This window comes from Methanosarcina sp. WH1, from assembly GCF_000970005.1.
Taxonomy (GTDB): domain Archaea; phylum Halobacteriota; class Methanosarcinia; order Methanosarcinales; family Methanosarcinaceae; genus Methanosarcina.
Genome location: NZ_CP009504.1, coordinates 365,259 through 382,896, shown reverse-complemented (window position 1 = coordinate 382,896; position 17,638 = coordinate 365,259). Strand labels below are relative to the sequence as shown.

Here is a 17,638-nt window from a genome sequence, read left to right as displayed (position 1 = left end):
ATAGTTTTTGAGCTTATAATCCAAAACCTTACCCACATATTTGAATTTGTTTTTTGGGCCCCGGGCTCTCAACGACTGCGAAGCAGGCAGCCTTTCCGAAACAGAAAAAAGGACTTGAAAACTCAGATACAGGCAATTTATGATCTGCTGCAACAACCTAACTTTAACCGGAGTTTCAAAAATATAAAAAATAAAGGCTCTTGGCTAGGATTATATTCAGTAAGATAAAAAAATTAATTAAGTTGACAACTTCAACTTGGGATATACTCCCCAAGTTGAAGTATTGTAAAGATCTCAGCAGTTTATTTGTTCCGACGTTCCGCAAATGTCCACAAAAATCAAAATTGCGCTGGCACACCCCGACGCAAGCTAGCGGGGTATTCGACTGAGAATAAATGATAAAGGACGCGTTAAAAGAAAAAAATCACAGATGTCAAAATAAAATCTGTGCAGGAAGCACACCGTGTTAAACTCACTTATTAGTTATATTCCTCCTCCTTCCCCTTTTCCCGCTTATACTTTTCCTTAATTTTCTCAATCATTTCCTCATTAGCCTCAACAACGAAAGCTCCGACATACCCGCATTCTTTGCAATGGTAGACCGCACCTGCATACCCACCAACCTCATAATAGATATCCGCATTCCCGCAAACAGGACAGACTTCAATTAATTTTTCCCGGTTCAGGGCAATTCCTCCTTTAATAAGGCTTACAATACCGAATCGTTAAATTATATATAAGAAGCATGATTCAAGATAAAGACATAGTATTTTAACCTGATATTCAAAATGATGTTAAAAATGATGTTAAAAATGACTCAAACTGACATGCAAAAAAGAACCATGCTGCTTAGCTGAAATAACCAGCCGCTTATTCATATATCCCCATTCCAGATTTAGATATTAACTGTAGATATTAATGATCAAGGCTTACAGTGAGTTGAAAAATGACAGAAATGATGACCCCTGCAATGCGCCAGTACTACGAAGCCAAGCAGGCATACCCTGATGCCCTTATCTTCTTCAGAATGGGTGACTTCTACGAATCCTTTGGGGAAGACGCAAAAACCATTGCGAAAGAACTTGAAATTACCCTGACTGCACGAGGGAAAGACAAAAAAGGGGAGAAAATGCCGCTTGCAGGAATTCCCCACCATGCCATTGACACCTACCTGCCCAGGTTAATAAATAAAGGGTACAAGGTAGCCATCTGTGAACAACTCGAAAACCCAAAGCAGGCAAAAGGGGTTGTGAAAAGGGGAGTTGTTAGGGTGGTGACCCCGGGAACAGCAATAGATTCTTCCATGTTTTCGGATGCCTCAAACAATTACCTCATGGCAGTTGCAGGAAGAGAGATCGGAAAATCCGGGAAAAACGGAGAAAAAGAAATAGAATTCGGGATCTCCTTCCTCGATATATCTACAGGGGAGTTCCTTACAACCCAGTTTACGGACTCGGACAGCTTTGAGAAATTACTTAGCGAGCTTGCCCGCATGCACCCTGCAGAATGCATCCTGCCCCCGTCCCTGTACGGGAATTCGGAACTTGTAGCCAGGTTAAAGGACCAGACAATTGTACAGGAATTTGCCCCCGAGATTTTCGGACCCGAGGAAGCCGAAGAGAACCTGAAAACCCATTTTGGGGTCGCGACCCTCGAGGGTATGGGCTGTGAAAAACTCGAGTTTGCAGTTTACTCAGCCTGGGCTGCCCTTGAGTATGCAAAAACTACCCAGATGAGGAACCTTGCCCATATCAATACCCTCAGAGCCTACTCAAACACTGAATTCATGGTCCTGGATTCGATTACCCTGCGCAACCTCGAAATCGTGAAAAACGTGAGAGAGGGAGGGGACGAAAATTCCCTCTATCGGACCCTGAACTATACACGGACCCCCATGGGAAGCCGCATCCTGAAAAAATGGCTTTTAAAGCCGCTTCTTTCCGTAGAAAAAATTAACCTCAGGTTGGATGCAGTCGAAGAACTGGCAGAAGACTCTCTGCTCCGCTACGATATAAGAGACTGGCTCTCAGATGTAAGAGACATCGAACGCCTGGTAGGAAGAATTGTGTACGGAAATGCCAGTGCGAGGGATCTCGTAGCCCTGAAAAAATCCATGTACGTCGTGCCTTCTATCCGGGACCGCCTGCTGGAAAAAGCCGGGTCTGAAATCTTAAAAGAGATTGCAGAAGGGCTTGCAGCCTTTTCGGAACTGGAAACCCTGGCGGAAATGATTGAAAAAGCAATTGTTGACGAGCCTCCTGTAACCATCCGGGATGGGGGAATGATAAAGCCAGGGTATAATCCGGAGCTTGACGAACTCAGGGATATTGCAAGCAACAGCAAAAAGTGGATTGCGGTTTTTCAGCAGAAAGAGAGAGAGAGAAGCGGAATCAAGTCCCTGAAAGTCGGGTACAATAAGGTATTTGGTTATTATATCGAAGTTACCCATGCAAATAGTAGCCAGGTGCCGGAGGACTATATAAGAAAGCAGACAATGTCAAATGCCGAGCGTTTCTTTACTCCGGAACTTAAAGAAAAAGAAAGCCTGATCCTGACAGCAAACGAAAAGTCAGTAGCTCTGGAATACGAAATCTTCACTGAACTCACACAGATCCTTTCAACCCATTCAAGGGAACTCCAGGAAACAGCAGAAAGACTGGGGACCCTTGATGTCCTTGCAGACCTTGCCGAGGTTGCAGAAAACAACAACTATACAAGGCCGCAACTCACCGAAGACTGCAAGATCCTCATCAGGGACGGGCGACATCCCGTAGTCGAAAGTACCGTATCAGGAGGCTTTGTCCCGAATGATACCGAAATGGACTGCAAGGAGCAACAGTTTTTGCTTGTTACAGGCCCGAACATGGCAGGAAAGTCCACTTACATGCGCCAGACCGCCCTTATTGCAATTATGGCTCAGGCAGGCTCCTTTGTTCCGGCATCCTATACATCCATAGGGATGATTGATCAGGTCTTTACAAGAATAGGGGCTTTTGACGACCTTGCAAGCGGGCAGAGCACTTTTATGGTTGAGATGGTGGAGCTTGCAAATATCCTGAATAACGCAAGTCCCCGAAGTCTTGTACTGCTTGACGAAATCGGCAGGGGAACGAGCACATACGATGGGTACAGCATCGCAAAAGCAGTAGTAGAGTTCCTGCACAATAGAGGAAAGGTTGGCGTAAGGGCTCTTTTTGCGACCCATTATCACCAGCTCACAGCCCTTGAAGAGAAATTAAAAAGGGTCAAAAACTACCACATTGCAGTAAAAGAAGATGGTCACGAGTTAGTTTTCCTGCGGAAAATAGTCCCCGGAGCAACAGACAGGAGTTACGGAATCCAGGTTGCAAGGCTTGCCGGAGTTCCGGAAAAGGTGATCGAAAGGGCAAATGAGGTCCTCAAGGAACTGGAAAAGGAAAACGTGCTTGAGGAAGCCGTGGATGGCGAAAACGGGAAAAAAAGAAAAAGCAAGGCAGGTGCACGCTATACCCAGATGCTGCTTTTTGACCCTGGGAGTGGCAATGGAAATTCGGAGAAGGCAAAAGGGTTGAGCCCTGTGGAAGTAGCCCTGAAAAAGACGAATGTGGATGAGATGACACCAATAGAAGCCATGAACAAGCTCCATGAGCTGAAAAAGCTACTTGACTAAAAAATAAACGGGCTACAGGATTGCCCACCTTGATAGGGCAAGGATCAGGGAAGAACAGAGGAAAGGGTGGATAAAGGCAGATAAAGAACAGATAAAGGACAGAGGAAAGGAAAAGTGAAAAACAAATGACGGAGCAGATTGAAGAAAAGATGGAAGAGAAAATGGAAGAGCAGGGAAATAAAATCCGGATCCTTGACAGGGACACGATAAATAAAATCGCAGCCGGGGAAGTAATAGAACGCCCGGCATCCGTGGTAAAGGAACTTGTGGACAATTCAATCGATGCCGGAGCAACGGAAATCCGCATCGAAGTAAGAAAAGGGGGAAAACATTCCATCCTTATCAGGGACAACGGCTGCGGGATGAGCAGGGCAGATGTCCTTCTTTCATATAAAAAACACGCAACAAGCAAACTCACGCGGATCGAAGACCTGGATACGGTCGCAACAATGGGGTTCAGGGGAGAAGCTCTTGCTTCAATTACCGCCATTGCAAAGGTAGAAATCCTTACCCGCCCCCAGGAAGAGATTACCGGTACAAAAATAGTCATCCACGGAGGGAAGGTGCAGGAAACATCTGATGCAGGCACGGCTCCGGGAACCTTGATGCACGTAAAAGATCTCTTCTATAACACACCTGCAAGGCGCAAGTACCTGAAAAGCGACCGCACCGAACTTGCCCATATCACAGACACCGTTACAAGGCTTGCCCTGGCAAATCCGGGAATTTCCTTTACCCTGCTCAGCGAAGGAAAGCCAGTCATAAGAAATACGGGCTCCAGCGACCTTTTCAAAAGCCTGGTCAACCTTCTTGGACCTGATACTGCCCGTTCAATGCTACCCCTTGAGTACAGAACAGAAGACTTTGAAATTCGGGGATATATCTCAAAACCCGAAACCACCAGGGGAGGAAGCGACCAGCTTTATGTTTTCGTAAACACTCGCCCGGTCACTTCAAGAGCTATCAACACGGCTGTCCGCGAAGGATATTATACAAAGATCCCTAAAGGCCGCTATCCTGTAGCAGTACTTGCTCTTACCCTTGATCCGGGAGAAGTAGATGTAAACGTACACCCCCGCAAAGCCGAAGTCCGGTTCAGCCGGGAAAAGGAGGTAGGGGATGCAGTCATTCATGCAGTTGAAAAGGTCCTCTCGGACCACGGACTTGCTCCCGAAGTAAGGGAAAAAGAGGGAAGAAGGTTTCAGAAAACCTTTGAGAGTCCGAGGCCATCAGAAGAAATTCAGGCACAGAAAGCTCCCTTAACTCTGCCGGAAAAGGGAGCAACAGAGAAAATCAGGAAAGCAGCCGGAAAAGAAACTGGAAAGGAAGCAGGGGTTCAAGAGGAAACCAGGGTTCCTGAAAGTGGCAGTAGGCTCCTGAGAGAAAAATCAGAAGCTTATACTTATCCGATAAAAGATACGGAGAGAAGGCTGAAGAAATCCGAGCGCCTGTTGGATTTTCCAGAAAGGACAGGGTCCCAGGAAGTCCTGAGGAGAGAAGATCAGAGCAGTAAAAAGGAAAAAGAAAAGGAAGAAGCAGGGGAAAAGGCAAATGAAAGAATAAATGCAGGGGAGAGGCAAAGTAAAAAGCCAAAGCAAAAAGCAAACATCGACCTTCTAGAAGACCTGCGGATCATAGGCCAGGTCTCTAAAATGTATATCATTGCCGAAAAAGGAGAAGATCTTGTGCTCATCGACCAGCATGCAGCCCATGAGCGGGTCCTTTACGAACAGGTCCTGAGAACGAAAAAGTCCAGGGTGCAGGAACTGATCGCCCCTGTAGTGATAGAACTTACCCCGAAAGAAAAGGTGCTTATGGAAGAATACATCCCCTATCTGGAGGAGTACGGCTTCGGGATCTCAGAATTTGGGGACAATACCTATGTCGTTACTTTTGTGCCCGAGGTTTTCGGACGGCTTGAGGATACCAGCGTAATCCATGACGTGATCTCTGACCTGCTGGCTGAAGGAAAGGTTAAAAAGGACACAGGAATTTCGGAAAAGGTAAGCAAGACCCTCGCCTGCAGGGCAGCAATCAAAGGAGGGGCAGCCTGCAACTCGAGGCAGATGGAAGAGCTGATAGAACAGCTCAAAGCAGCTGAAAATCCCTACTCCTGCCCGCATGGGAGACCAACAGTGATAACCTTTACAAAAAGTGAATTGGACCGCATGTTTGCAAGAATTCAGTAAACAGAGTTGCCGGAAAAAAGAAAATATTGAAAAAAATCCGGAAAAAGGGATTGATCAAGAAATGAAAAATCCCCATAAAAAAGCCATCTGTCGATAGAGCGTACAGAAAGAATACTGGTAATTAGCTATGGAGATATCAGGAAGATTTCCACTGGAAATCCACCATTAATTTCCTATAGATTTATATAATATAACTGATGATGTAAGGTCGATGTCAGACGAGTATTGACATCTAAAAGGCATCATTCCACAAAGCTATTTTTCACACACCAACCCCCAAACCCCCACAAAAGAATGGTACCCCCCATTCAAACCCCAAGAGAAATACCCCCAACTTCCAGAAAAACGAAAAAATCCCCAGTCCTGGAATGATGCCACTCTTTTCTATATTGTTCTGTGAATATTACATTGTCCATGTAGCTTTTCCGATTTTTCAGGTCAATACATTTATAATAAAAAACCCCCGAGTATTCTTCCATGATAGATCCTGTTAACAATTTCAAGATCCCTGAAGAATGGATTGCCCTTACAGGGCTGCCCAGGGAAGAACTTGAAAAAAACGTAGCGTCCGGGATGGTCGTGGTCCTGAGTGACGGGTCCGTACTCAAGAGAGGATATACCACAGGAACTACAGCCAGTGCAGCTGCAAAAGCCGCTGTCCTTTCCCTTAAAAAAACAGTGGACAATGTATCCGTACCCACCCCGGTCGGACTGAGAGCCTACCTTGAAATCAGCGAGTCCTCCCCAGGGCGCGCAGTTGTAAAGAAGATCCCTAACGACCACGAATCCGATATTACCCGGGGGCTTGAATTTGTTGGCGAAGCCAGGGAAACCGAGGGAATCAGCATCTTCGGTGGAAAGGGTATAGGGGTTGTAAGAAGGGACGGGCTCCAGGTCTCGAAGGGAAAACCTGCCATCAACCCTAAACCCATGGAACAGATCCGGGCTGCAGTGCAGGAAGCCGTAGAGGAACTGGGCCTGAAGGGAGCTGAGGTCACGATTTCAATCCCTGAAGGGGAAAGGATAGGAAAAGAGACTCTGAACAGCAGGATAGGAGTCGAAGGCGGGATTTCCGTCCTCGGAAGCACAGGTTTTGTTGAACCCTGGAACGACCACCTGGGAGAGATGAAAGGAGACCTCATCCGCTGCACTGACAGGGTAGTCCTGACTACGGGCCGGATAGGAATGAAATATTCTCACATGCTCTTCCCCGACTACACTATTGTTATGGTAGGGAGCAGGATTTCGGAAGGTCTTGAGAACGCATCAGGCGATGTTATTATCTGCGGGCTTCCGGGGCTTGTCCTGAAATGGGGAAACCCTGAAATGCTTCAGAACAGCGGGTATGCAACCGTTGTTGAAATGCTTGAAATGGCTCCGGAACACGAGCGCCTGAAAGAAGCCTTTGAAATGGCGGTTGAGAAAGGCAAAGGTGCAAGAATCGTGGTAATTGACAGGGACGGGTCTGTCCTTATGGACAGCAAGAGTGAGAAGAAAAAGTGAATTCAGAAATTGAATAAAACTAAATTCTGAAGTTGAATTAAAAGCGAAATCCAGAGAATGAGATATCAGAAATTCGAACCGGACAGAGGGGAAGAAAAACTATGATTGTGGTAGGAGTCGGGGTCGGACCCGGCATGCTCACGGAAGAAGGGATAAGGGCGATAAGAAAGGCATCCGTGGTTTACGGGGCAAAAAGATCCCTTGAGCTCGCCCAGGAATATATTACCTGCGAAGCAAAAACAATTAAAGATTATAAGTCGCTCCATCTCCTGCCCGCAGATGCCGTTGTCCTGTCCACAGGAGATCCCATGTTTTCCGGGCTCGGGAAATTTGCAGGGGAAAAGGATACCGTGATTCCCGGGATCTCTTCAATGCAGGCAGCCTGTGCGCGTACAAGAGTGAACCTGACGAACCTTTGTGCAATAACAGCCCACGGCAGGGACTTTGAGCCTGCAAAAGCCGAACTGATCCGGGAATTGAAGAACGGGAGAAATATTTTCCTGCTGCCGGAAGAGACCTTCGGCTCCCGCGAGGTTGCGGAAATCCTTAAAGACCTTGGACTGGAAGCCGAGCTCTATACCTGCGAAAACCTCGGCTACCCCGAAGAAAGGATCGCAAAAGGCACTCCTGACAACCCCCCGATTGCGGAAACTATTCTTTACGGACTGCTTGTCGTGCAGAAAAGATAAAAAGGGGAAAGAGAATGGAAAAAACACAGACGTTCGGTTCAGACCGCGATAAAGCTCATGAGAACGTAAAAGATCAAATCCCCGAAAACGACTGCGGTTATAAAGCCTGCTGTAATTGAGAGCATAAAAGGCAGGCCCGGAGTAACCCAGACTTCCTTTTCAATGAGCCCTTTTTTTGCGTATTCTTCAAGTTCGGGCTTTCGGTTCGCATCAAAATCGAGCCCTGCCCGTGCAAACTTCCTGATAACGCTTCCGTTTTCATCAAGCTCAAACTTTTCAAGCAAACCAAGATGTTCCTTATTTTTCAGTGAGAAAACCTCAGTCTTGTACCCGATAAACATGTAGAAGGGCTTTTTGAGCATTTCAGGCGAGAAATGCAGAAGGTTGTAGCAGAACATCCCGAGAGGCACGAATATCGTTACCAGAAGAGCATTTTCCAGCACCGTGAAGGCAAAGAGCCCTACAGGAGGCAGCCCGAACAGAGGATAAAGCTCTCCCGAGAACAGGAAAACCGGATAGAGAGGGAATAAGATGGAAAGCACTATCAGCCCCTTTGCATCCCCGCCCCCGAAGGCTCCAAGCTGGAAAAGGATGTAAATCGAAATGAAAACAACAACTCCAGAAAAAATAAGAGATTTAAGATAGGGAATCCCTCCGGTAAAAACTTCATATAGAATAAATACCAAACCCGATGCAAGCATGGACTTCCACACCTTATTTGAGACTCTGCGCACCTTCAGGTCAGTGTAACACGAATAGAGCAAAAATGGCATGGTAAAGAGGATTTTCAGGATTTCTATCATACAAACCAGACAATTAAATTATTTTTAGAGTTATTTACATTATTACTTATTTACTTCTTTACTTTATCGCTTGAATGAAAATTCCCGGACAGCCCGTCGACAGCCCATCAAAAGTTCCACCCGCAGACTGAAAACTCCAGCCGACGATTCTTCCCCCTTCAAATCCTTCAAAATATACAAAGGAACTGAAAACCCCCAGGCAAAAATATAACAAGTAATAACATAACAGGCCCGGTCAAGCCCAAAATCAGCTTGCAAGCGATAAGCTTATACATAAGAAGTTCTATTTTATGGTTGCTTAACCCTGCTTAACCCTTATTAGTTTTCAATTTCAATCAATGGGCTCGTGGTCTAGACGGTTATGACGTCGCCTTCACACGGCGGAGGTCCTGAGTTCGAATCTCAGCGGGCCCACTTCTGTTTATTCTTTTTTTACGGATTCTAAGTGTTTATATTTAGTGGCTATGAGAATACTGGATACGTGACAGATAACTGCAAATTTTAACAAGAAAAAGTAAGAGACACATAGGAAATTAAAATAGACAGAACTCTATGATACACTGTGGTGAAAGTTCTATTGATGATAAGCGAAGTAGTAATAAACTTTCGCAGCAGCACATCGAGTTCAACCACACTAATTTATCTGGATTCAAACCCTCCAGTATCCTGAAGATTCTGAAGATCATGGGTTCACCAAACAAGTAGTGCCAAAACAGACTGTTCAGCCCTGGGGTTAACTTCAGAAATTTTTCATATGGATGTGGGTTTGTGACCTGGGATACACGTAAATGTCATCCTGTCCGGTCTCTTGAAAAGCTCCCAAGAACCCAGGTTGTTGGAACCCAATGAATTTGTACCACTCTCCAGAACTATGTTTGTTGTACCAGATTTTTGGGGCTGCATGCTTCAGCTATCCACTGGAATATGACCATGCCTGGCTGATTGACAGCTAAATAAGAGAGATAAACGCTTATGTCAACTTCAATTAAACGAGGCTATATCTATTTTCCGGATACATGGGAACATATCGAGTCACAGTATATAGGTCCCTTTGTTACCCGCATTGTCCACCGCCGGCCTGATGGCACTGTGGATGTAAGGACCTCCCGACGACATCGCAAGCAGTTTGGTCCGGAACCAGGCCCTGAAGCGGCGGAAAAAAAACGACCCAAATACCTGCTTTGGCGCCCCCGCTCGTTAAACTGGTGGATCGCCGTTTTGTTCATGATTGGTGCCAGCCACTTTGCACTGGGCAGCGTCTTATTTCTGGCCGGGTTCAAAAGGAATCTCATTCTCACCCTGATTTTTTTCATCGGTTCGATCTTCTTTACCTCTGCCGGTTATTCTCAATATCATCAGTCTATCAACGCCAAGACTACCGTTGGTGGTGATGTCCAAAATACTAAACGCAAATGGTTGGCCTGGCAACCTGTTAGAATTGATTTTTGGGTTACATTTAGCCAATTTCTGGGAACGATTATGTTCAACTTCAACACGTTTGATGCTTTTCTCAATCTGGGTTGGATAGGACAAGACCTGTTGATCTGGACACCGGACATGGTTGGCTCTATTTTCTTCCAGATCTCCGGTACACTTGCGATATTTGAAATTTGTCATCGCTGGTGGTGCTGGCGCAGTAGCAACATTGACTGGTGGATTACGATCATTAACTTTGTGGGATGTGTTGCATTCTTAATTTCGGCATTTCTGGCTGTTATCAGACCTGAACCAATTTTTAACAATCTCGCACTATGGTCCACTGTTTTCACCCTGATCGGGGCAGTTTGCTTTTTTGTTGGCGCTTATTTGATGTGGCCGGAGATGGCCCAGGAAGAGTCAGCATAAAAGAAAAAGAGACGGGGACCTTACGTCGAATAATTTGATCGTGGAAGGAAAAAGTAAAACAATGAATAATACTTCTGATATTATACTTCTGATTTTCATTTAACTAAAGAGGATCTGGCTGAAAAACAGGAACGGTTTAGCTGGCTTGCAAAGCAGATTAAAGAATTAAAAGAAAAGGAGTAATGATAAAACCCAAAAACGATGACCGAAAATAAGATATATTAATCTATCATAATTATATATGGTAATTGGAGTGTATGGACTAGGAAAAGTTCGAACCAGAATTGGTCCGGTCATACTCAACCTTTTGATTATTTTGTTATATGTACTGCTGGGGTTGCTTACGGCTGAGTTGATTCTCAAATGTTTGATAATTTATAGCCCTTTTTGAAAATTCTCGGCTTTTCTTTTATTTACTTCTTTTTCGTTCTTACATTCTCTCTTACTTTTTTCTCTTATATTTTTTTTCGTATTTTTAATTATTCGAGAACATGTCCGTTATTTGGTTTCAAAATGACGACCCCTTTCAACATGAAAAACGGAGCCATTTTGAGCATTGGCAGCTCTGCCAGTGTGATGATATGCCATTGACGGGGTTCTGCCCCCAGCTCAATTGTGTCCATTTGACAGTACCGCTGTCTGCCCAGGCGCTGTGGACCTCGGCACCCTGGGATACAGTATGGGCTGGCTCAAGTCCACTCCAGGGGCACCGACTCTTTGTAACTGGCGCTGGTATAGTAGTTCAGCCGAATAGTATGCAGGTCCTCGATGTCGGCATAAAGCAGAGGTCCTGAGTTCGAAGCTCTGCGAGCCCATTATGCATTTTGCTCATTTTCTTCTTCTGTTTTTTAGTTTAAAGGTATTAAATAGTTTTAAAATATTTATTCGAAAAAAATAAGCAATGAATAATTATTTTCCACAAAATAGCACATTCAGTACTTCCTCTCCCCGAATATGGCAGTGCCCACCCGTACCATCGTGGCTCCTTCCTCGATGGAAATCCTGTAGTCATTGGACATACCCATTGATAGTTCCCTTATATTGATGTTGTCCCGGTTTTCCTGTTTCATTTCATCAAAAAGGACCTTCATCTTCCTGAAATAGAAACGGGTTTGTTCAGAGGGTAGAAAAGGAGGGATGCACATGAGGCCTTCCAAGCGGACATTCCCGAGAGAATGGATCTCATTTATTGCCTTTTTTACCTCATCCGGTCCAAATCCGTATTTTTGTGACTCGTTGCCTATGTTAACCTGAAGGAAGACCTTCTGTACTTTGTTAATATCCCCGGCTCTCCTATTAATATCCCTGATTAACTTCAGGGAGTCAACTGACTGGATAAGATCAAAGAGATGTACGGCTTTTTTGACTTTATTTGTCTGTAGATGGCCTATAAGGTGTGTCTCACAGGGCAATATATCATCACATTTGTCCTCGTATTCCTGAACCCGGTTCTCTCCGATAATAGTGGCTCCGGCCCTAATAACTTCGTTTATCCTTTCAGGTTCAATCGTCTTGGTGACACAAACTAGTTTTGTGTTTCCAATCTCCTTAAGGATCAACTTTATAATTTCATCAACTGGCATTGTTGTCCCTAAACTGTTTTGATTCAAAAGTAGTTGTATTTAAATGGTTCTAATTGTGTTTTTATGGAGTAAGAATAGAATTATATAAAAACCGGAATTAACGGTTCAGCATTTCAAATGCGCAATTTCTATAAAACTGAGCAAGAATGGTTACATCATTTATGCAAAACCGGTTAATCATTTATTTTGCTCAATGTATCGGGATTTGGCTTCCTGAATTATATTGACTGCTGCTTCAAGACCTCCCCAACCAATAACCTTCACGTGTTTATGCTCTAAATTCTTATAAGTTTCAAAGAAGTGAGTAATTTCTTTTAATAGATGAGGAGGGACCTGGTCGATTGTTTCTATATAATTCCATAAGGGGTCACCTTTTGGAACACAGAGTATCTTGTCATCTATTCCCTTATCGTCTTCCATGGCAAATAATGCAATAGGATGTACATCTATTATACATCCCGGAAATGTAGGTTCCCACATTAAAACCAGGACATCTAAAGGGTCACCGTCAAGAGCTAGAGTATCAGGAAAAAAACCATAATCGCAAGGATACATCATTGAAGAAAAAAGCATTCTGTCGAATTTAATTACTTTCCTTTCTTTATCGTACTCATATTTGTTCCGACTTCCTTTTGGAATCTCGATAATCACACTTTCGACTTGCCTTTCAGCCATATCAACACTTCCGAATTATTAATTAACTGCTTTGTAAGAATTACAACTATTAATGTGTTCTGACAGGTTATTAATATAAAACATAGAGAAGAAAGAATAGAACTGCCTGCAAACAAGAGTCATTGACCTGGTTTGAACTGTTTTGCTTTTCACAAATCAACACACAAATGAAAGTTTGTAAAACAAAGAGTGGAAGCAGACACTTCAATCCTCCCCGGAACTTATCCCCCTACAGAGCTGCTAGAACCCGATTCCTTCATAGAGATTAAAACGTCTGTTTTTGACCTGCTGATCAAAATATCTATTGGAGAAAGAGCTCCGGATGGGGTTGTCAGGTGGTACGGAGAACTGAAAAAGGGAGGAGAGACAACAAAAAGATACGCATATTACATCGACAAAAACAAAATCGCAAATGCCGTTCATGAGAAATACCCAGATATTGCACTCGAAGTCTGGAAGAAACTTGCAGAAGAGCTCATATCCAAAACAAATGTGAATGCTTACAGAGAAGCTGCCGTACACCTCCGGAAGGTTAAAGATAATATAGAATCCAGAGGACAAAAAAGAGAATGGGAGATATATCCCCGTGGGATCAGGGAGAAAAATAAACGCAAAAGGAGGCTCATTGAAATCCTTGGTACACTGGGAAAAAACCGGCATATTGAGGACTGAAAAAAACCGGCATATTGAGGACTGAAAAAAACCGGCATATTGAGGACTGAAAAAAAAACCGGCATATTGAGGACTGAAAAAAACCGTTATTTATAGACCCTTTGAGAAATACTATCCTATGCCATCGGAAAGCAAGAATTCCGACCCCTTCCAAACCCTCAAATGGAGCGACCTCCAGGCCTGGGCTGGAGAAAAAGCCACTGCTAAGGGAATGAAGTACCAGGATGAAGACAGGGTAAAAAAGATTAAACAAACCTCTAAGGGTAGCCTCATAGCCCGGGTACAGGGGACGAAAACATATTTCACGGAAGTTTCCCTGGAAAACGGAGAGCTTAGTTCCACCTGCACCTGTCCGGTTGGACATGACTGCAAACACGGGGTTGCCACTGTACTTGAATACCTTGAACTTGCAGAGCAGGGAGAAGAAGTTCCCGTTGCTTCCGAAGGAGACCCCCTAATTATAATGGCCAGACAGGGAATTGCCCTGAAAGTTGAAGAGACCCGGGATTCGTATCAGGTTTTCCGAAAAGAGCTGAGGGAGTACCTGAAGCAGATGGAAAAAGAGGAACTGATTGACCTTCTGATGAATTTATCCGAGAGGGATTCCCTGCTTTCCAGGCACTTGTGGGACATGCTGAACCTTGCATCGGGGGATACGGAGGAGACGGTAGGGGACATATACTCCGAACTGGAAGAGCTCTGGGAGGAAGCCAGAAGCTATGACTACAGAGATTATGATTCCCCTACCCCTGATTTTTCGGACCTGAGGAACCGGCTGGAAAAACTCCTTGAAGCCGGGTATGCAGATGATGTTGCAGACCTGGGTATGAAAATTCTGGAAGGGTATGAAGAAATAGCTCCTTATGATGAAGAGGGGAATATCGGCATGGAGATTGGCGAATGTATGGAAGTAGTTATCAAGGCTCTCCTGCAGTCCGGAAACCCAGCCCACGAAAGGATGCTTAGAGTTCTGGACTTTGAATTAAAAGACGAATACGGGATTTTTGACGAAGAAGCCTTCTGGAATTCGGATTTTCCAGTAGAAGAGTGGAACCATTTTTCCGAAGTCCTCAAAGACAGGCTAGAGACAAGCGACAGCGGGAAAACTCTCTCCGATTTCAACTGGGACCGGGAACAGCTTGTAAAACGGCTTGCCCTTGCGCTCGAAAAAGCCAGGAATTATGAAGAAGCCATCTCCCTTTGCGAAGAGGAAGTAGAAGCTGGAGAAGATTGGAGTTATGTCCGGCTAATCAAAGTGCTGCTTGCCGCGGAGCAAAAAGAAAAGGCAGAAGAGTGGATCTACCGGAAAATAAAAGAAACAAGGAAATCTTCCCCGGAAACTGCCTATGAACTCTTCCGGACCCTCCTCGAAATCAAGGAAAAAGAAGAGAACTGGCTCTTTGTAGCAGCTTTAAATGCAGAAGAGTTTTTCAGGTACCTTTCATTGCAATTTTATATAGACCTGCGGGAATCAGCAAAAAAAGCCGGGGTATGGGAAGAAGTCCGGAAAGCTGTCCATGAGTACCTGGAAAACGGAAACCTCCCCGCAGACAGCGCCATACCCGGAGAAGAATCCTCGAACCTGTTAGGGGTCCTTCCAAAGACAGGCCTGATTGACAGGGATTCTTTCAAAAAAATAGATGTACCTGCCTTTGAACTCTTGATCGACATCGCCATCGAAGAAGAGAATCCCGATGAAGTGGCCAGGTGGTACAACAAACTAAAAATAAGGAGAAAAAAGGGAGAAGACAGGTATTTTACCAGGAGAGATAAAATTGCCCACACTGTACAAGAGAAATATCCGGAAATTGCGGTCGATATATGGAAAACTATTGCAGAGGAACTCATTTCCAGGACAAAGGTAGATGCATACGAATCTGCATCCATTTATCTCCGGATGGTCAGGAACACGATGGAAACCGGGGGACAAAAAGTCGAATGGGAGTCTTATCTCAGCGAGATCAGGGAAAAGAATAAACTTAAAAGAAAGCTACTTGAAATCCTTGATGTTCTGGAGAAGGAGAGAATCATTGAGGGGTGAAGGAAAATTTCCATCTGGACGAAAGCAAATTTTTATATATCAGAGCAGATAAATAATAATGGAGTTTAAATTAAACCTAATTCTGAACTCCAACTTTGCTTAAAAAATACCGATTTGAATAGAACAGCATGGAAAAACGATCTAGAAGGAGTTGAAATTAATGCCAGCAAAAGTGAACAAAGAAAAATGTACAGGCTGCGGAACCTGTGTCGATGAATGCCCTTCTGAGGCAATCACCCTTGACGAAAAAGAAGGAATTGCAGTCGTAAACGAAGACGAATGCGTGGATTGTGGGGCATGTGAAGACGTCTGCCCAGCAGAAGCCATCAAAGTAGAATAATAGAAACAATAATAATAATACTAGAGACATAATAGAATAATAACATAAACAATAATACTAGAGACATAATAGAATAATAACATAAACAATAATACTAGAGACATAATAGTATAATAACATAAACAATAATACTAAAGACATAATAGTATAATAACATAAACAATAATAATATTAATAGCAGCAATAACAATGCTATTCCTTAACTTTTGAGAGTGGGTAGATATCTAATACTTGAAAACAACTTCCCACTCCAATTCCCTATTTTTTGAAAATCGCCGGTTTGCCCCGCTTGAAGAGGGCAGAACTTTTGTTTGATAGCCCATTCCCCTCAGGAGAGGTTCGTATTCCCCTGCTTTTTTGCCGTTAAAACAGACGAGCTTCAGCTCTGGAACTATTTCTTTCAAACTTGAAAAATCATTTATTTCTTCGTCCCTGATCCTTGAGTCCTGGCTCCCTTCCCGACTTCCGGCATGAAACACGTCCCAGAGCCCAATCCCGTTACTCTTCAGGACTTCAAGCTTTTTTTCATATGCCATATTCTGAAGGTTTTCTCCGATTGCGCGTCCAACCAGCCTCCAAAAATCATTTCCGGGATTTCCGTAGTACTGTTGCTTTCGGATGGATTCATCACTGGGAAGGGACCCCAGAATAAGGATCCTGGTATTTTCATCAAGGAATGGAGTAAAACCTCGCTTTATCATGGTTAAAGAAAGTTGGGCTTTGAGGTTACTTTAATTTTTAGAATCGAAAAGAAGTAAATTTGTATAATACGTTTAAGCCTTTGTGGACTACTCAGATTTGCATTATTTCGAAGGTTTGAAAATTTTCATCTCTTAGTATTTCTCACACCTGCGTGACCTGCTCAGACATGTCCCTGTAATAGTTGAAAAGTTCTTTCCCCCATTCAAGGGCGCTTTTTTCAAAGCTCACCATTTCATGGTTATAGTACCTTCCGTCCTTGGAGATCATGGACATTGAGAAAAAGCGATCCGTAATAAAGCTGGAAGCGAATTCAATTTTATTTTCACAGACAAAAATCTGCGTATTTTCCATGTTTAGGAACCTCTCAACCTCCTTTCTATGATCGGAGACCAGTTTCCTGTAAATGGGCTTTTCCAGAACCATAGAAACCTCTATGCCTTTATAAGCAAGGTCCAAGTAGAGATCTGGATACCCAGGACGGAAAAAAGAAGAGACTTCCATAACCATTTTTGATCTATAAAGGAGATCCATAATTTCAGGAGGGTAATCAAAGATATGAGTTCTATCAGGCACAAGCTCCATACACTTGCCCAGCTCCCCTATCCGATCAAGCAAGTGCAAAGGAAGGGCGCGAAGATCCTGCCTTGCCCAGTAATCATGATTTTCATCAAAGACCCGGAATGTGGAAAGAAGGGGCTCCATTTTGGGAACTATGAGTTTCCCTTTTACAGAGAGTTCGTAACCGTCCTCTTTCTGCACAAGAAGCCCGTCTTTGATCAGGATGCGGATCTGAGCCATAATTGGACTGGAACTGACATCAAGCTCGGTCTTGATTTCTTCAATCGTTTTTGGCCCGCTTTTCAGGAATAGAAGCAGGTTTTTCCTTTTATCCGAAAAGAAAATAGTATCTATTAACTGTAGTTCCATACTCATTCGATTCAGCCTCC

At 44.0% G+C, this 17,638-nt stretch carries 14 protein-coding genes and 1 tRNA gene; 9 read left to right on the top strand and 6 right to left on the bottom strand.

Features of this window, described 5'->3' with window-relative positions; translation table 11 throughout:
• Positions 1-946 precede the first annotated feature (946 nt).
• The 4 genes from mutS to MSWH1_RS01710 all read left to right on the top strand — a co-directional run bounded on the left by mutS (position 947) and on the right by MSWH1_RS01710 (position 8,030).
• Positions 947-3,649 carry a DNA mismatch repair protein MutS gene (gene mutS / locus MSWH1_RS01725; RefSeq protein WP_048125528.1) on the top strand — a complete coding sequence of 901 codons (2,703 nt, stop codon included), beginning with the start codon at positions 947-949 and terminating at the stop codon, positions 3,647-3,649.
• Between the two features lie 125 nt (positions 3,650-3,774).
• Positions 3,775-5,838: a DNA mismatch repair endonuclease MutL gene (gene mutL / locus MSWH1_RS01720; RefSeq protein WP_231585532.1), complete on the top strand. Its 2,064-nt coding sequence runs from the start codon at positions 3,775-3,777 to the stop codon at positions 5,836-5,838.
• Positions 5,839-6,315: 477 nt separating this feature from the next.
• On the top strand, positions 6,316-7,341 hold the full coding sequence (locus MSWH1_RS01715; protein WP_048125525.1) for a cobalt-precorrin-5B (C(1))-methyltransferase: 1,026 nt from the start codon (positions 6,316-6,318) through the stop codon (positions 7,339-7,341).
• Positions 7,342-7,442: 101 nt separating this feature from the next.
• Positions 7,443-8,030 carry a cobalt-precorrin-7 (C(5))-methyltransferase gene (locus MSWH1_RS01710; protein ID WP_048125523.1) on the top strand — a complete coding sequence of 196 codons (588 nt, stop codon included), beginning with the start codon at positions 7,443-7,445 and terminating at the stop codon, positions 8,028-8,030.
• A gap of 38 nt (positions 8,031-8,068) precedes the next feature.
• Here the strand turns inward: MSWH1_RS01710 and MSWH1_RS01705 are convergent, their stop codons facing one another.
• Positions 8,069-8,833 carry an A24 family peptidase C-terminal domain-containing protein gene (locus MSWH1_RS01705; RefSeq protein WP_048125521.1) on the bottom strand — a complete coding sequence of 255 codons (765 nt, stop codon included), beginning with the start codon at positions 8,831-8,833 and terminating at the stop codon, positions 8,069-8,071.
• 340 nt (positions 8,834-9,173) lie between these two features.
• Here MSWH1_RS01705 and MSWH1_RS01700 point away from each other — a divergent pair.
• Both MSWH1_RS01700 and MSWH1_RS01695 read left to right on the top strand, forming a co-directional pair.
• Positions 9,174-9,247: transfer RNA gene (locus tag MSWH1_RS01700), tRNA-Val, on the top strand.
• A gap of 558 nt (positions 9,248-9,805) precedes the next feature.
• Entirely contained in the window at positions 9,806-10,678 is an 873-nt protein-coding gene (locus tag MSWH1_RS01695) for a hypothetical protein (protein ID WP_048125519.1), read from the top strand.
• Positions 10,679-11,157: 479 nt separating this feature from the next.
• Here the strand turns inward: MSWH1_RS01695 and MSWH1_RS18710 are convergent, their stop codons facing one another.
• The 3 genes from MSWH1_RS18710 to MSWH1_RS01685 form a co-directional block, all read right to left on the bottom strand.
• Positions 11,158-11,301, bottom strand: a complete 144-nt coding sequence (locus tag MSWH1_RS18710; RefSeq protein ID WP_156148047.1) for a hypothetical protein — start codon at positions 11,299-11,301, stop codon at positions 11,158-11,160.
• A 309-nt stretch (positions 11,302-11,610) separates the two neighbouring features.
• Positions 11,611-12,261 (bottom strand): YggS family pyridoxal phosphate-dependent enzyme, encoded by a 651-nt coding sequence (locus tag MSWH1_RS01690; RefSeq protein WP_048125516.1) that lies wholly within the window; start codon positions 12,259-12,261, stop codon positions 11,611-11,613.
• 177 nt (positions 12,262-12,438) lie between these two features.
• Complete coding sequence (locus MSWH1_RS01685; protein WP_048125514.1) at positions 12,439-12,936, bottom strand: inorganic diphosphatase; 498 nt, start codon at positions 12,934-12,936, stop codon at positions 12,439-12,441.
• 189 nt (positions 12,937-13,125) lie between these two features.
• Between MSWH1_RS01685 and MSWH1_RS01680 the strand changes: the two genes are divergently transcribed.
• The 3 genes from MSWH1_RS01680 to MSWH1_RS01670 all read left to right on the top strand — a co-directional run bounded on the left by MSWH1_RS01680 (position 13,126) and on the right by MSWH1_RS01670 (position 15,989).
• Positions 13,126-13,608: an SWIM zinc finger domain-containing protein gene (locus tag MSWH1_RS01680; RefSeq protein ID WP_048125512.1), complete on the top strand. Its 483-nt coding sequence runs from the start codon at positions 13,126-13,128 to the stop codon at positions 13,606-13,608.
• 118 nt (positions 13,609-13,726) lie between these two features.
• A complete protein-coding gene (locus MSWH1_RS01675) occupies positions 13,727-15,649 on the top strand; it encodes an SWIM zinc finger domain-containing protein (protein ID WP_048125510.1) in 1,923 nt (640 codons plus the stop codon).
• Positions 15,650-15,809: 160 nt separating this feature from the next.
• Positions 15,810-15,989, top strand: coding sequence for a 4Fe-4S binding protein (locus MSWH1_RS01670; protein ID WP_048125508.1), 180 nt, complete (start codon positions 15,810-15,812; stop codon positions 15,987-15,989).
• Positions 15,990-16,213: 224 nt separating this feature from the next.
• Here the strand turns inward: MSWH1_RS01670 and MSWH1_RS01665 are convergent, their stop codons facing one another.
• A complete protein-coding gene (locus MSWH1_RS01665) occupies positions 16,214-16,690 on the bottom strand; it encodes a DNA-deoxyinosine glycosylase (RefSeq protein ID WP_052722531.1) in 477 nt (158 codons plus the stop codon).
• 142 nt (positions 16,691-16,832) lie between these two features.
• Positions 16,833-17,624 (bottom strand): winged helix-turn-helix domain-containing protein, encoded by a 792-nt coding sequence (locus tag MSWH1_RS01660; RefSeq protein WP_048125507.1) that lies wholly within the window; start codon positions 17,622-17,624, stop codon positions 16,833-16,835.
• Positions 17,625-17,638 lie beyond the last annotated feature (14 nt).

Excerpts from the sequence above, each read along its gene's own strand:
- mutS (WP_048125528.1), top strand. The coding sequence starts at position 947 with ATGACAGAAATGATGACCCCTGCAATGCGCCAGTACTACGAAGCCAAG.
- mutL (WP_231585532.1), top strand. The coding sequence starts at position 3,775 with ATGACGGAGCAGATTGAAGAAAAGATGGAAGAGAAAATGGAAGAGCAG.
- MSWH1_RS01715 (WP_048125525.1), top strand. The coding sequence starts at position 6,316 with ATGATAGATCCTGTTAACAATTTCAAGATCCCTGAAGAATGGATTGCC.
- MSWH1_RS01710 (WP_048125523.1), top strand. The coding sequence starts at position 7,443 with ATGATTGTGGTAGGAGTCGGGGTCGGACCCGGCATGCTCACGGAAGAA.
- MSWH1_RS01705 (WP_048125521.1), bottom strand. The coding sequence starts at position 8,833 with ATGATAGAAATCCTGAAAATCCTCTTTACCATGCCATTTTTGCTCTAT.
- MSWH1_RS01695 (WP_048125519.1), top strand. The coding sequence starts at position 9,806 with ATGTCAACTTCAATTAAACGAGGCTATATCTATTTTCCGGATACATGG.
- MSWH1_RS18710 (WP_156148047.1), bottom strand. The coding sequence starts at position 11,301 with ATGGACACAATTGAGCTGGGGGCAGAACCCCGTCAATGGCATATCATC.
- MSWH1_RS01690 (WP_048125516.1), bottom strand. The coding sequence starts at position 12,261 with ATGCCAGTTGATGAAATTATAAAGTTGATCCTTAAGGAGATTGGAAAC.
- MSWH1_RS01685 (WP_048125514.1), bottom strand. The coding sequence starts at position 12,936 with ATGGCTGAAAGGCAAGTCGAAAGTGTGATTATCGAGATTCCAAAAGGA.
- MSWH1_RS01675 (WP_048125510.1), top strand. The coding sequence starts at position 13,727 with ATGCCATCGGAAAGCAAGAATTCCGACCCCTTCCAAACCCTCAAATGG.
- MSWH1_RS01670 (WP_048125508.1), top strand. The coding sequence starts at position 15,810 with ATGCCAGCAAAAGTGAACAAAGAAAAATGTACAGGCTGCGGAACCTGT.
- MSWH1_RS01665 (WP_052722531.1), bottom strand. The coding sequence starts at position 16,690 with ATGATAAAGCGAGGTTTTACTCCATTCCTTGATGAAAATACCAGGATC.
- MSWH1_RS01660 (WP_048125507.1), bottom strand. The coding sequence starts at position 17,624 with ATGAGTATGGAACTACAGTTAATAGATACTATTTTCTTTTCGGATAAA.